The sequence below is a fragment of the Streptomyces sp. JJ38 genome (genome assembly GCF_019303475.1).
GTDB lineage: Bacteria > Actinomycetota > Actinomycetes > Streptomycetales > Streptomycetaceae > Streptomyces.
Map to the genome: position 1 here is coordinate 192,863 of NZ_JABLSI010000004.1, position 12,813 is coordinate 205,675.

11 protein-coding genes and 1 pseudogene are annotated in these 12,813 nt (G+C 76.1%); 4 read left to right on the forward strand and 8 right to left on the reverse strand.

Annotated features, from left to right (window positions below):
• Window positions 1–90: 90 nt before the first annotated feature.
• From HPT28_RS03520 to HPT28_RS03530, 3 genes are read right to left on the reverse strand one after another with little or no spacing between them, the layout of a single operon-like run.
• Window positions 91–1,110 carry an iron ABC transporter permease gene (locus HPT28_RS03520; protein ID WP_219089075.1) on the reverse strand — a complete coding sequence of 340 codons (1,020 nt, stop codon included), beginning with the start codon at window positions 1,108–1,110 and terminating at the stop codon, window positions 91–93.
• Window positions 1,107–2,114, reverse strand: coding sequence for an iron ABC transporter permease (locus tag HPT28_RS03525; RefSeq protein WP_219089117.1), 1,008 nt, complete (start codon window positions 2,112–2,114; stop codon window positions 1,107–1,109). Before HPT28_RS03525 ends, HPT28_RS03520 begins: the two co-directional genes overlap by 4 nt.
• Window positions 2,115–2,131: 17 nt before the next feature.
• Window positions 2,132–3,121, reverse strand: coding sequence for an ABC transporter substrate-binding protein (locus HPT28_RS03530; RefSeq protein ID WP_219089077.1), 990 nt, complete (start codon window positions 3,119–3,121; stop codon window positions 2,132–2,134).
• 141 nt (window positions 3,122–3,262) lie between these two features.
• Between HPT28_RS03530 and HPT28_RS03535 the strand changes: the two genes are divergently transcribed.
• The gene (locus HPT28_RS03535; RefSeq protein WP_219089079.1) at window positions 3,263–4,489 is read left to right on the forward strand and encodes a hypothetical protein; all 1,227 of its coding nucleotides are present in this window, start codon (window positions 3,263–3,265) and stop codon (window positions 4,487–4,489) included.
• 322 nt (window positions 4,490–4,811) lie between these two features.
• Here the strand turns inward: HPT28_RS03535 and HPT28_RS03540 are convergent, their stop codons facing one another.
• Window positions 4,812–5,318: a helix-turn-helix domain-containing protein gene (locus tag HPT28_RS03540; RefSeq protein WP_219089080.1), complete on the reverse strand. Its 507-nt coding sequence runs from the start codon at window positions 5,316–5,318 to the stop codon at window positions 4,812–4,814.
• A gap of 438 nt (window positions 5,319–5,756) precedes the next feature.
• Between HPT28_RS03540 and HPT28_RS03545 the strand changes: the two genes are divergently transcribed.
• Window positions 5,757–6,521 carry a hypothetical protein gene (locus tag HPT28_RS03545; protein WP_219089082.1) on the forward strand — a complete coding sequence of 255 codons (765 nt, stop codon included), beginning with the start codon at window positions 5,757–5,759 and terminating at the stop codon, window positions 6,519–6,521.
• An 11-nt stretch (window positions 6,522–6,532) separates the two neighbouring features.
• On the opposite strand, the gene HPT28_RS03550 is transcribed toward HPT28_RS03545, so the two are convergent.
• Complete coding sequence (locus tag HPT28_RS03550) at window positions 6,533–7,408, reverse strand: GntR family transcriptional regulator (protein ID WP_219089084.1); 876 nt, start codon at window positions 7,406–7,408, stop codon at window positions 6,533–6,535.
• Between the two features lie 126 nt (window positions 7,409–7,534).
• Here HPT28_RS03550 and HPT28_RS03555 point away from each other — a divergent pair, with 126 nt between their 5' ends.
• On the forward strand, window positions 7,535–8,392 hold the full coding sequence (locus tag HPT28_RS03555; protein ID WP_219089086.1) for a (2Fe-2S)-binding protein: 858 nt from the start codon (window positions 7,535–7,537) through the stop codon (window positions 8,390–8,392).
• A 176-nt stretch (window positions 8,393–8,568) separates the two neighbouring features.
• Window positions 8,569–9,624: a DUF2637 domain-containing protein gene (locus HPT28_RS03560; protein ID WP_219089088.1), complete on the forward strand. Its 1,056-nt coding sequence runs from the start codon at window positions 8,569–8,571 to the stop codon at window positions 9,622–9,624.
• 31 nt (window positions 9,625–9,655) lie between these two features.
• Here HPT28_RS03560 and HPT28_RS03565 read toward each other — a convergent pair whose 3' ends face one another.
• The 3 genes and pseudogenes from HPT28_RS03565 to HPT28_RS03575 all read right to left on the reverse strand — a co-directional run.
• Window positions 9,656–10,831 (reverse strand): protein phosphatase 2C domain-containing protein, encoded by a 1,176-nt coding sequence (locus HPT28_RS03565; RefSeq protein WP_219089089.1) that lies wholly within the window; start codon window positions 10,829–10,831, stop codon window positions 9,656–9,658.
• Window positions 10,832–10,968: 137 nt separating this feature from the next.
• Window positions 10,969–12,429 (reverse strand): AlkA N-terminal domain-containing protein, encoded by a 1,461-nt coding sequence (locus HPT28_RS03570; RefSeq protein ID WP_257577967.1) that lies wholly within the window; start codon window positions 12,427–12,429, stop codon window positions 10,969–10,971.
• Window positions 12,429–12,813 (reverse strand): annotated as a pseudogene (locus tag HPT28_RS03575) (MFS transporter); the annotation flags it as partial. The gene HPT28_RS03570 and the pseudogene HPT28_RS03575, both read right to left, overlap by 1 nt.

Here is a 12,813-nt window from a genome sequence, read left to right on the forward strand (position 1 = left end):
CCTGAGGGTCTCGAAAGGTTCTCGGGGGTTCTGGGGGATCGGAGTTCTGGGCCCGGGGCCCGGGGCCGGCGGTTCCCGGGCCCGGGCGGCTCAGAAGGTGCGGTCGGGGGTGCGGCGCACCACCACCAGCAGCAGCACGGCGCCCAGACAGGTGGTGAGGGCGCCCACCGGCAGCGTCAGCCGGTCCGCGTCGAGCCCGGCGGCGAGCCATCGGGAGAGGTGCTGCGCGAGAGCGTCCGCGCCGCACACCACCACGGCGCCCAGCAGGGCCGCGCCGGGGAGGGCGTGCCGCAGGTCGGCGCCGAACACCGCCACGGCCAGGTGGGGCACGAGCAGCCCGACGAAGCCGAGCGCGCCCACCGACGCCACCGCGCCGGCCGTCAGCGCGACCGCGCACAGCAGCGCGAGCGCGCGGGCCCGCCCGGTGGCGAGACCCGCCGCGGCGGCCGGCTCCTCGCCGAGCCGGAGCAGCGTCAGCGGCGCGGCCAGCAGCCAGGCGGCGACGCCCCAGCACAGGGCCCACGGCCACAGCAGGTGCCAGTGCGCCCACACCCTGCCCTCGGTGCTGCCGACCAGCCACTGGACGACGCTTCCGAGTTCGCCGGGGGCGACGAGCAGCACCATGGCGGTGAGCCCGCCCAGCACGGCCGAGACGAGGACGCCGTAGACGGCCGTCCCGGCCGGGTCGGAGCGCTGCCGCCCGGCCAGGAGCCACAGCAGCCCGGCGCCGGTGAAACCGCCCGCGGTCGCGGCGGCGCAGACGGCGGCCGGTGACTCCCAGCCGGCGAAGCCGAGCCCGGTCGCCGTGACGGCACCCAGGACGGCGCCGGGGGTGACGCCGGTGACCTCGGGACCGGCGAGCGGATTACGCAGGGCCGACTGGAGGACGAGGCCGGCCACGCCGAGCGCCGCCCCGGCACCGAGCGCGACCAGCAGCCTCGGCAGGCGCAGCCGCAGGACGACATGGCGTGCGGTGGGGTCTCCCCCACCGCCCAGCACGTCGAGGACGGTCACCGCGTCCAGGGAGCGCCCGGCCAGCAGGTCCGCACCGGCGGCGAGCACCACCAGCACGGCCAGCACGGCCAGTCGGCGCGCGTTCCGCGCTCTCACGGCGCCACCTCCCGGCTGGTGGCCGGCGAGCGGGCGGCCCGCAGGAGCGCGACGCCCACCGGGACGCCGAGCAGGGCCGTCCAGGCGCCGACGGGCGTCTCCACCGGGGCGAGCGCCAGCCGGGCCGGGACGTCGGCGAGCGCCACGACGGCCGCGCCCCACCCGGCGGACCAGGGCAGCCAGCGGACGGCGTCCCCGCCGGGCAGCAGCCGCCGTGCGAGCTGCGGGGCGAGGAAGCCCACCCACGCGACCGGCCCGCAGACCGCGACGACGGGCGCGATGAGCACGATCGCCACCGCGAGCGCGGCGAGCCGGGCGCTCCGGACGCGGACTCCGAGCGCCTCGGCATCGTCGTCCCCCAGCCGCAGGACCGACAGCACCGGTGCGCACAGTACGAGCGCGGGCAGCGCGACGAGCAGCCAGGGCCACAGCCCGGCCACGTCGGCCCAGGTGCGGGCGGACAGCGAGCCGAGCAGGTAGCGGTAGATGAGCTGGAGGTCGAGCTGGTCGGCCATGACCATCAGCACCAGCAGCGCCGCCTGGAACGCCGCCGAGACGGCCGCACCGGTGAGCAGCACCGCCGAGGGGCTGCGTCCGAACCCGGCGGCCAGCAGGGTGAAGACCCCGCCGCACACGGCGCCGCCGACCGCCAGCAGCGGCTCGACGACGGCCGGGAGGCTGAGGGTGAGGACCAGCGGGGCCGCCACCCCGAGCGCCGCCCCCGAGGAGACGCCCAGCATCTCGGGGACCGCGAGCTGGTTGCGCAGGGCCTCCTGGAGGACGAGACCGGCCACCCCGAGGCAGGCACCGGCGAGGATCGCCAACACCAGCCGGGGCAGCCGCAGTTCCGCGACGACGACCCCGGCGAGTCCGGCGTGTTCCCCGCCCCCGAGACCGGCCAGCGCGCCGGGCAGCTCACCCGGCGGCACGACGGGGGTGCCCAGGCACAGGGTGGCGAGCGCGGCGGCGGTGAGCAGACCGGCAAGCGTCAGCGGGAGGCGCAGACGGTGGCGGAGGCTGGTCACCGCAGTGCGGCGGTGGCCTCGTCCAGGACGAGACCGAGGGAGCGGGTTCCGCGGCCCTTGGCCCACACCTCGGAGTCGACCTCGTGCACGTCGCCGTTCCGCACGGCGGGGATCTCACCCCACAGCGGGTTGTCGGCGAGCGACTCGGAGAGCTTGCCGGTGTCGTCGCCGAAGGACATGGTCTCCACGAAGAGCACGTCCACGTCCTTGGCGAGGATCTCCTCCAGGCTGTAACCGCCCTCCACGCCACGGGACTCGAAGGGGTACCGGGAGAACTTCGGGAAGAGCCCGGCGGCGACGTCGGTACCGGGGGTGGCGACGCCGAAGTTCTCGTCGCTGCCGTAGATGATGAGCGCGGTCTTGTCGCTGGGCTCGCGCTCGGCGGCGGCGAGTTTGGTGCGGAAGGTCTTCTCGGCTTGCTCGCCCTGCGTGGTGCGCCCGGTGAGGGCGGCGAGGTCGCGCAGATACCCGACGCTGTCCTGCCACGACTCCGGCTGGACGGGCCAGAAGGTCGTGGCGCCCTCGAGGGCGGGGGCGAGCTTGCCGTGGGTGTCCTCGAGGCCGATGACGAGGTCCGGCTCGTGGGAGAGGATCGCCTCCACCTCGGGAGCGAGGAAGCCCCCGGGTATGACGGGGACGTCGGCGGCCTTCCGCTCGCCGAGGAACTCGGGGTGGGCGAGCAGGGCGTTGTTGGTGGCGACGGGGGCCATGCCCAGCTCGACGAGCATGTCGTCGCACAGGGCCACGAGACAGACCACGCGCCGCGGTTCGGCGTCGGTGGCGACGGTGACGCCCCGGCTGTCGGTGATCTTCCGCGCGGGGGTGATGGATTCCACGTCGACCGTGGTCAGCGCGGCCTTCTCCTCGCCGCCCGAAGCGGCGTCGTCGGTCTCGGTGGACGTGCCGCAGCCGGCGAGGAGCGCGGTGAGGGCCGCCGCGGCGGCGGCCACGCGCAGTCTGCGGGTGCGGATCGATGGGCGCGACATGGGGACTTCCGTTCTCGTCGTCCGGGGCGTCGGTTGCGGTGCTGGGGAAGCGGAGGGAGGCCCGCCCCGGGGGTCCTCGCATACCGCAGGATATACATGATTATCGTTTCCAAAAAATCCCAACCCGCCTCTGGAGGCCCCATGCCGACGGCCGACCCCCTACTCCTCGTCGCGGACCACGTGGCCGGGCGCGTGAGCGTGTTCGACGTCCCCGACGGCACCGAGCTGGCCACACTGACCGGCCGCCACGTGAGCGAGCACGCCGGCTTCCTCCATCTCCCCCGCGGCCGGGTCGCGTTCGTCGACGACCTCGGCGGCGCCCTCGTCGTCCTCGACACGGCCGCCGCCCGCACCGGCGGAGCGCTGGAGGAGGCGGTCATCCCCGTCGCGACACCGGCCGAGCACCTGGCGTCCGACGTGACGGGCCAACGGCTCGCCGTGACCACGGGCCTCGGGCCACACGAGACGCCGTGGAGCGACCTGTTGACCGTCGTCGACCTGCCTGGCGCCCAGTCCACACGCGTCCGGAGCCGGGTGGGCGAACCCGGAGTCACGCTCGTGGCACGCCGGGACGGCGACGCGGCCGTCGTCCTACGCCACCGGGAACCCGGCGCGTTCGCCGTCCACGGCCACACGGACCTCCTGCGCGCCGGGCCCGGCTGCCCCCGGGTCACCGCCGAGGCGGGCCTCCCTCTTCCGGCCGACGCCCACGGCGACGCCCACGACCCCCGCCACGGCCGGGTGTTCACCGCCTCCGGGGAGGGCGTTCACCGGGCGCGGCTCGACGCCCGGGGCCTCACGGCCGAGGAGCCGCTGCCCTGGGGGGCCGAGGGGCGGGGCTGGTTCCTGCGGTTCGACACGACGCACCGCAGGCTGTGGTCCTGCCTGCGCGGCGGCCCGGCCGATCCGGCGCACTGGCCGGAGTGGACGAACACCGCCTGGTGCCACTCCGTGGACTCGGGCCGCACCGCGCACGTCGAGCTCGGCCCGGGGCTGGCCTTCCGCATGGCGCTCTCCCGGACGTCCGCCGCGTTCACCCGCGTCCACCCCGACGGGGACGAGCTGATCCTCGTCAGCCGCGGCGCCCAGCGACCCAGGGTGACCGCGCGGGTCCCGCTGCCCGCGATGTCGGGAGCGCCCCGGCGGGGCGGCACGCCCTGGGACGGCGTGCAGCGGCGCGCGGTCGCGGCCTCACCGGGAGCCGACGTGGTGGCGGTCAGCCGGGGCGGACACGGGGAGGTGCACCTCTTCGACGGCGTGGACGGCCACCGGACCGGGACCCTGCGCCTGCCGACGCCGCTGGACGAAGGGGGTCGGCTGGCCGTCGTCCAGGACGGCAGCACCGGACACGACACCGTCGGCCACTGACGGTACGAGAAGGCCCGCCCGGTGCGACGGGGGATGCACACCGGGCGGGCACAGGACCTTTGTACCGCATCAGCGAAGGATTGCGCAGCACAAGCCTGTTCGGTTCGAGGCCGAACGGCGCCGGGTGAGCGATATCAAGCCACCCCCGGCGCCCCGCGTCACCCGGCTCGCCGCGGGCGTCCCGGCCGGGGACGGGAGGCGGCCGGCGTACCGTCGAAGAGGGCGGCGCCGAACCGGCCTGCCGCTCGGCGCCGCCCTTGTCGCAGGCGGCCCAGACCCCCGTACAGGGCCACCCTGTCCATGGGAGGTCCGCTCTCCCGCCTCACCCCCCGGCTTCCGGGCGGCCGCGTGGGGGGCGGCCATCGGGCCACGAGGGTTCCTCCGGCAAATTCATCTGCTGCCGAAACTGGCCGATAATCGCGGTCAGACTGTCCTGCACCTCCGGGGGCAGTCCGACGGCACGGAGCGCGATCGTCCGCACCCGCTGGTCGCGCATCGCCGCGAGGAAGCGGACCTCCTCCTCCACCCGCCCGCGCTGCGTGTCCGACAGGTCTCCGAGCAGGTAGCCCCCGGGGACTCCGAAGAACTTCGCCAGCGCCCGGAGCACATCCGGACTGGGGTTCGCGCGACGGCCGTTGCGCAACATCGACAAGTACTGCTCGGTGAGCCGAACCCCGCCGTACTCCTCCGGCTGGCCGCTGATGGCCTCCGCGACATGGACGTTGGTGTACGGACACCCCGGCGGATGCATGTTCGCGAACAGGTATCCGAGTCGTTCCGCCAGCGAGCCGCCGATCGCGCCTCCCGGCGGCTCCTCCTCCGCACCCATGCCGCTCATCCCCCCGTGGATCACGCCCAGTTAAGCCGAATCCCCGGCACACATCCTGTCACAGGCAGAATGCCCCGCACCAGGGTCGGGAGCCGAACCCGCCCCACGCCGGGAACTCAACTCCCGGTTACGGGCCAGCCGGAGCCCGGCGGGCACCGGCGACGACGTGCGCCGCGTACCCGGGGCGCGGGCTCGGGCGCGGGCGCGGGTGACGAGCGGGCGCCCCCGGACGGCGGCCGACGGCCGAGCGGAGCTCCAGCCGGACCCGAGGCACGGCCCACCGACGTCCAAGATTGTGAAACGGTTCACACCAGCCCCTTGGCTGCGTGCCGCTTCCGTGCTGAGATTCGATCACCGGGCTCACGCGGTACGTCCGGGGTCGACCGCACCATCCGGCTCGATGACGCGCTTGGGGAGGGCACTGTGGCGGACTCCGCCATGTCACGTTCGGTACACGTGGACCACGGCGAGAGCGACGACCCACTGGACCGTGCCGTGTGGCGGCTGCGGTCGCGAGGATGCTGGGAGGACGCGGCGGCCCTCCTCACACCGCACGCCACGACGAACGCGGCGGCCGCCGTACGCCGCGCCGCGCTCCTGGTGGAACGGTGCATGTTCACCGCCGCCGGCTGGGCGGAGGCCGAGGAGGCGCTACGGGCCGCCGAAGGCCTCGCCGTCGAGGACTCGCTGCGCGGCGCCGCCGCCTGCGAGCGTGGCCAACTCGCCTACGCCGCCACGGTTTTGGGGGTCCGCGACCGGGCCGACGAGGCGCGCTCCGCGCTCGGCCGGGCAGCCGCCCTCCTGCCTCCGACCGCACCGACGCGGGCCCTGCTGGACTTCCGCCGCGGACTGCTGGCCGAGCACCTGGGCGACACCCCGCAGGCCGCGAAAGCGGCCTACCGGCGCGCCCACGCGGGAGCGACCGCGCACGGCGACACCCTGCTGTGCTCCTTCACCTGGCGCCACCTGGCCGGTCTCGCCCTGCGCGGCGGCGAGCTGACCGAGGCGCGCCACGGCTTCACCGAGTCCCTGCGCCTGCGGGAGCAGCTGGGCTACCTCGTGGGGATGGCGCCCGCGCTGGCGGCACTGGCCGACGTCCACCCGGAGCCCGAGGCCGGGCGGCTGCGGGCCGAGGCCCAGCGACTCTTCCACCTGCTGGGCGGCGTCCCCACCTGGCTGGCGGAGCGGCTGGCCGCGGCCTGACACGCCCCGCGTCAGTGCGGACCGTGGCCGCGCAGCAGCTCCTCGACGGCAACGAGGTCCCGGGCGGCGAGGGCGTCGACGAGGGCGACGTGCTCGCCGGCCGCCGTCAGCAGATCGCCCGTCGGCCGCGGGGCCCGCACGCTGCGACGGCGGACGTCCTCGGCCACCCGCACCAGGTGCCGGTTGCCGGTCAGCTCCAGCAGCGCCCGGTGGAAGTCGCGGTCGGCCTCCAGGTAGGCGGCGCGCTCACCCCGGGCGGCGAGCGCGACGGTGGCCTGGGCCAGGGGCCGCAGCGACCGCCAGCGCTCGGCGGGCAGGGTGCGGGCGAGGCGCAGCAACGAGGGGATTTCCAGCAGCGCCCGGACCTCCGAGAGTTCGGCCACGTCCCGGACCGAGCACTCGGCGACCCGGAAGCCGCGGTTGGGCACCGTCTCCACCGCGCCCTCCGCCGCGAGCTGCTGCATGGCCTCCCGGACCGGCGTGGGCGAGACGCCGAAGCGCTCCGCCAGCACCGGCGCCGAATAGATCCGCCCCGGCACCAGCTCGCCGTCGAGCAGGGCTTCGCGCAGGGCGGCGAGCACCTGCCCGCGCACGGAGTGCCGACGCGGGACGCGCGGCACGGGGGGTTCCGCGTGGTCGTGTTCCCCCCGGACGGCGGAACCCGGGGTGCCGTCTTCCGCGCCACCCGCGCCCAGCGTGCAAACCGGGCCGGGCGGGAGCCCGGTGGACGGGGAGGGCTGGGCCGGGACGACGGAGGCGCCGGGCGCCGCCGCGCCGCCGCCGGGGGCCCGGGTGGGGCCCGGTCCTCGGGTGGTCGCGGTGTCCGGGGCGGTCGTACCGGCCCACGGCTCCGTACCGGTCTCCGACTCCGTCCGGGTCCGTGCCATCCGCCCGCTCCTGTCCGCCGCGCTGTCCGAAGAGCACGATAGGCGCAGAGTGGCGGCCATCAAACCCTGCGGAGATCGAGTAAGGTAAGGCTTACCTGCCAACGATCGTGGAATGGGAACCGCCGCATGGCCGCCACCAGCCTCGCTCCAGCGCACTCCACCACTGTCCCGGAGGCGCCGCTCGCCGCCGCCTACGCCCGTCTCGGCGAGCTGCTGCCCGGGCTGCGGATCACCGAGGTGCCAGACGGGGATCTCCCGGCCGGCGACGGCTGGGCGGGCAGCGCGGAGCTGGCCGCGGGAGGCGCGGCGCTGCGCTCGTTCCTGAGCTGGGACGAGGAACAGATCCGCCGGGACTACGGCGGCACCGCCCGGCCCGACGTCATCGCCTCCTTCGGGCTGCACCGCTACGCGTGGCCCGCCACTTTGCTGATCACGATGCCGTGGTTCCTGCTGCGCCGCGTCCCGCATCTGCCGCCCGGGGGCGTCGCCTTCCACCGGGCGACGGGACGGCTGGCGGTGGCGGCTCCCACCTTCGGCTGCCTGCCGGACGACCCCGCCGCCGCGCTGCCCACGGCCCGGCCCGTGGCGGACGAGGAGTCGCTGCGGCAGGCCGTGCGCACGGCCGTGGCCGAGCACCTGGCCCCGGTCCTGGAGGCGTTCCGCCCGCACATGCGGCGCGGTCCCCGGGCCCTGTGGGGCACCGCGGCGGACGAGATCACCGAGGGCCTGTGGTACATCGGCAAGCTCATGGGCGAGGAGCAGCGCGCCGTCGAGGCCGCTGAAACGTTGCTGCCCGGCCCCGCGGCGCCCTACCCGTGCGGCGCCGGGTTCCGGGAGCTGACCGCCCCCGACGGCACCCGGCTGCCCACCCGTGACCGGGCGAGCTGCTGCCTCTTCTACACCCTGCGCCCGCGGGAGACGTGTGTGACCTGCCCCCGCACGTCCGACGCCGAACGAATCGAGCGTCTGACCGCATCCGGCTGATCTGTTCGACCCGATCGCCCGAATCACGCCACCGGGGACGCTCGTTGGCGGTCACTTGCCCGAAAAGCCCTTGAGGGCCCCGCGCTCTGGGCCAGGATGCTGCGCGAAAGCGGCACCCGGCGTCCGGGACTCCCGGAGCGCCGCGGCCACGGCCGACGGCCGGATAGGGGCACCGAATGGAACTCACGGACGGATCGCTGAACTGGGCGGTGGCGGGGGCCGTCATGCTCGCCGGCCTGCTGGGGGCCGTCATCCTGATGGCACGCGGCCGCAAACCCGCCGAGGACTCCGCACAGGGGGACTCCTGGGAACGGACCGAGGAGCGCCGCCGCCGCAAGGAGACCGTCTACGCCACCGCCTCCTACCTGCTGCTCTTCTGCTGCGCGGGCGTGGCTGCCGCGCTCTCGTTCCACGGCCTCGTCGGCTTCGGCCGGCAGAACCTCAACCTGAGTGGCGGCTGGGAGTACCTGGTCCCCTTCGGCCTGGACGGCGCCGCGATGTTCTCGGCCCTCATCGCCGTCCGCGAGGCCAGCCACGGCGACGCGTCCCTCGGCTCCCGACTGCTGGTGTGGATCTTCGCCGGGGCCGCGGCCTGGTTCAACTGGGTACACGCCCCGCGCGGCGCGGCCCACGCCGGCGCCCCGCACTTCTTCGCCGGAATGTCCATCTCGGCGGCGATCCTCTTCGACCGGGCGCTCAAGCAGACGCGCAAGGCCGCGCTGCGCGAGCGGGGTCTCGTGCCCCGCCCGCTGCCGCAGATCCGGGCCGTGCGCTGGCTGCGGGCGCCCCGCGAGACCTACAAGGCCTGGTCGTTGATGCTGCTGGAGGGCGTGCGCACGCTGGACGAGGCGGTGGACGAGGTCCGCGAGGACCGGCGCGTCAAGGAACGCGAACGGGCTCGCCGCCGGGAGCAGAACAAGCTGGAGCGGGCCAGGCTGAAGGCGATCTCCCGGCGGCCGCGCGGCTGGGTGCCGGGACAGGGCGGCGTGCCCGGGGACGTGGAGGTCGCCGTCGAGGTGGAGCCCCCGGTGCGGGCCCGGCCCGCGCTGCAGCCGGTCACGGAGGCGGGGACGGCCCCGGGCACCGCGGGCGTGCGGGCGGAGCCCGGCGCCCGGACCGAGGACAACCGCCCCGAGTCGCTCGGCCCGGACAGCGCGGACATCGGCCAGGCCAAGCCGCGCCTGGACTCGCTGGAGGAGAAACTCGCCGCCATCGAGCGCCAGTTCGGCTGACCGGCGCCGGACCGCCGGCCGCCGGAGGCGGTCAGCCCTCCCAGACGGCGACGGCCGTGCGGTCGTCCGCGTGCCCCTTCACCCTGAGCTGGACATCGCTCAGGAAGGCGGCCAGCCCCGGCGCGGGACGTCCCGCCCAGCGGGCGGCCAGCTCCCGTCCGAAGTCCGTTTCACCGTCCAGCGGTTCGGCCAGCCCCGGGCTGCACAGCAGCAGGGTGTCCCCGGGGCGGGCGGTGGCGGCGCGGAAGCGGAAGGGAGGCACGGCCGAGTCCGTCGCCTCCCCCACGCCTCCCGTCTCCCCGGGCTCGATGTCGTCCCAGCGGCCCTCGCGCAGCCGGAACAGCCCTCCCGGGCCGGCGCCGAAGAAGACCCGGGTGCGGCAGCGCGGGTCCACCGGCAGCAGCAGACAGCGCAGCCAGGCCGTGTACTCCCCCGGTTCCAGGCCCCGTTCGAGGGCGCGGGAGCGCAGCAGGCCCAGGCTCCGGCTGGTCAGCCTGCCGAGCCCCGGCTTCAGGGCTCCCCGCCGCCCCGCCCGGATGTCGTCCACCAGCCGGGCGTGGTTGCGGCCGACCGCGAGCGCGATCCCCTGGCAGGCGTCTCGCGCGGCCTGCGGACCCGCCTGCGCGGTGCGCCCGCTGCCGGCCACGGCGAGCAGCAGCAGCGCGTCATCGCCCGCTCCGAACCGCGCGGTGAGCAGCGCGTCATGCCGCGCCCGGCCGCGGAACCGGGCGGAGTCGCCGCGCAGGGAGGCGGCGCGGATCGTGAGCGCGCCGTAGCTCGCGCCGTCCAGCTCCGTGTCGGGCACCAGCCCGTCGAGGTGTGCGGCGTGGGCCTGCGGCCAGGCCGTGGGCTCGGGGTCGTAGGTCGGGGGGCGGTCCCCGACGTACGCGGCGTACCGGCCCGGCTCGGCCCCGGCCCGCGCCCCGTCGGACGGCTGGGCCCCGGTGGGCTCCGCGTCCGGCTCGTACCCGGGCTCCTCGGTGCCCGGCGGCGGGACATCGCGTCGTTCGGCTCCCGGCGGTTCGGCTCCCGGGCATGCGGCTTCGGGGCGCTCGGCCCCGGGCGGCTGTCGGCGACGGGGCAGTCCGGGGGCGCCCAGGGTACGGGCGGCCTCGGCGAACCGGTCGTCCAGGCTGTCGGCCACGTCGGCGCCGCCCGCGTCGGGTGTGTCGTCCGCGTAGAGCCGGCTCCACCAGTCGTGCGTCATCCCGCCAGTGTCGCCGCGCCGAGGCCCGCGGCCCACCCCGCCACGGCCGATCCGCGGCCAACTCGGTTTCTTCGTACCGGCGATGCGCGCGACGCTTCACCCCTGCGAGTGATCGGCGCGGCCGCGAGGGGGCGTGGTCAGGCGTCGCCGGGGCCGCCGAGGGCCGCCGGCCGGGCCGGGCCCGCCCACAGGTGGTGGACGGCGTACGAGCGCCACGGGCGCCACGCCGCCGGGTCGACGGCACCGTCCAGCCGGGCCAGACCGTGCCGTACCCCGGCATCCCCGGTGAGGAAGACGTCGGGGTCGCCCAGGGCCCGCATCCGGATGTAGGACGCCGTCCACGGCCCGATGCCCCGCAGCGCGAGGAGGGCCCGCTCGGCGTCCTCCCGGTCGGCGCCCGGGTCGAGCCGCACGGAGCCCTCGGCCAGCGCCGTCATCACCGTGCGCAGGGCGGCCCGCCGGGCTCCGGGCATGCCGAGTTCCGCGAGTTCGGCGTCGGCGAGGGTCTCGGGCCGCGGGAAGAGCCGGGTGAGGGTGCCGTCCGGGGCGGGCAGCGGCTTGCCGTACGTCTCGACGAGCCGTCCGGCCAGCGTGCGTGCCGCCTGGACGGTGACCTGCTGGCCGAGCACGGCGCGGGCGGCCAGCTCACCGCCGTCCGCCGCGCCCGGTGACCGCAGTCCGGGCCGGACGGCGACCCAGCGGCCGAGCAGCGGGTCGGCGCCCAGCCGCTCGGTGACGGCGTAGGGGTCGGCGTCCAGGTCGAACAGCCGCCGCAGCCGCTGGACGGCGGTCGTGAGGTCGCGCAGGTCGGCCAGGTGCAGTCGGCAGGGCAGCCAGTTCGGGCCGCCGCGTTCGCCGACCTCCGCGACGGCGTGCGCGTGCGGCAGGGCGAGGGTGCGCCGGTAGCGGCGGTCTCCGGGCTCGCCGGTCATCTCCTCGACGCCCGGAACGACGCGCAGGCCGAGGAAGTCGAAGACCCCGGCGGCGTCGTAGGGCCCGCGGAAGGCCAGCCGCAGGCTCACTCCGTCGCCCTCGCGCTCGGTCGGCGGCGTGCCGCGCAGGCCGGTCGGCGTGGTGCCGTAGGCGGCGCGGACCGTGTCGTTGAACTGCCGCACACTGGCGAAGCCGGCGGCGAACGCGATCTCGGTCACCGGCAGGCCCGTGGTCTGCAGGAGAGTGCGGGCGGCGTGCGCCCGCTGGGCGCGGGCGAGCGCGATCGGCCCGGCGCCGAGCTCCGCGGTGAGCTGCCGCTGGACCTGGCGGGTGCTGTAACCCAGCCGGGCGGCCAGCCCACCGACGCCCTCCCGGTCCACGACGCCGTCGGCGATCATGCGCATCGCGCGGCCCACGGCGTCGGCGCGGACGTTCCACTCCGCCGAGCCCGGCACGGTGTCGGGGCGGCACCGGCGGCAGGCCCGGTAGCCCGCGGCCTGCGCGGAGGCGGCGGAGGGGTGGAAGGTGACGTTCTGCCGCTTCGGGGTGACGGCCGGGCAGCTCGGCCTGCAGTAGATGCCGGTCGTGCGCACGGCGGTGAAGAACACACCGTCGAACCGGCCGTCCCGGCTGCGGACGGCCTCGTACCTGCTCTCGTCATCCATCACCCCTCCAGTGTGCGGGCGCGGCGACGACGCCACTGGCGGAATTCGGACACGGACGCCAGCAGGTACGGCAGGGCGCAGAAGGCGAAGACCGGGCCGGGGCCGAGGGCCTGCGCACCGACGGCGTACCCGGCGAAGACCAGCACCGCGCACAGCTCCGACCCGAATCCGGCGAGCGAGGTGACCGTCGCCCGGGAGGCGTCCGGCACGGCGGCCTGGAGCCGGGCGTCGGTGAGGGCCGTGGCCCACTCGAAGACGCCGAAGGCGACGGCGACCCCGAGCAGGCCGAGCGGGCTGCCGGCCAGCGAGCCCGCCGCGAGACAGAGCGCGCCCAGGGCCAGCGGCCCGGCGGCGCCGCGCGGGCCGCGCCCGGCCAGCCAGCCG

What these genes read in the sequence shown, in the direction of transcription:
- HPT28_RS03550 (WP_219089084.1), bottom strand. Translation starts at nt 7,408, where the DNA reads ATGGCACGGACCCGGACGGAGTCGGAGACCGGTACGGAGCCGTGGGCC.
- HPT28_RS03565 (WP_219089089.1), bottom strand. Translation starts at nt 10,831, where the DNA reads ATGACGCACGACTGGTGGAGCCGGCTCTACGCGGACGACACACCCGAC.
- HPT28_RS03545 (WP_219089082.1), top strand. Translation starts at nt 5,757, where the DNA reads ATGTCACGTTCGGTACACGTGGACCACGGCGAGAGCGACGACCCACTG.
- HPT28_RS03540 (WP_219089080.1), bottom strand. Translation starts at nt 5,318, where the DNA reads ATGGGTGCGGAGGAGGAGCCGCCGGGAGGCGCGATCGGCGGCTCGCTG.
- HPT28_RS03530 (WP_219089077.1), bottom strand. Translation starts at nt 3,121, where the DNA reads ATGTCGCGCCCATCGATCCGCACCCGCAGACTGCGCGTGGCCGCCGCC.
- HPT28_RS03555 (WP_219089086.1), top strand. Translation starts at nt 7,535, where the DNA reads ATGGCCGCCACCAGCCTCGCTCCAGCGCACTCCACCACTGTCCCGGAG.
- HPT28_RS03570 (WP_257577967.1), bottom strand. Translation starts at nt 12,429, where the DNA reads ATGGATGACGAGAGCAGGTACGAGGCCGTCCGCAGCCGGGACGGCCGG.
- HPT28_RS03560 (WP_219089088.1), top strand. Translation starts at nt 8,569, where the DNA reads ATGGAACTCACGGACGGATCGCTGAACTGGGCGGTGGCGGGGGCCGTC.
- HPT28_RS03535 (WP_219089079.1), top strand. Translation starts at nt 3,263, where the DNA reads ATGCCGACGGCCGACCCCCTACTCCTCGTCGCGGACCACGTGGCCGGG.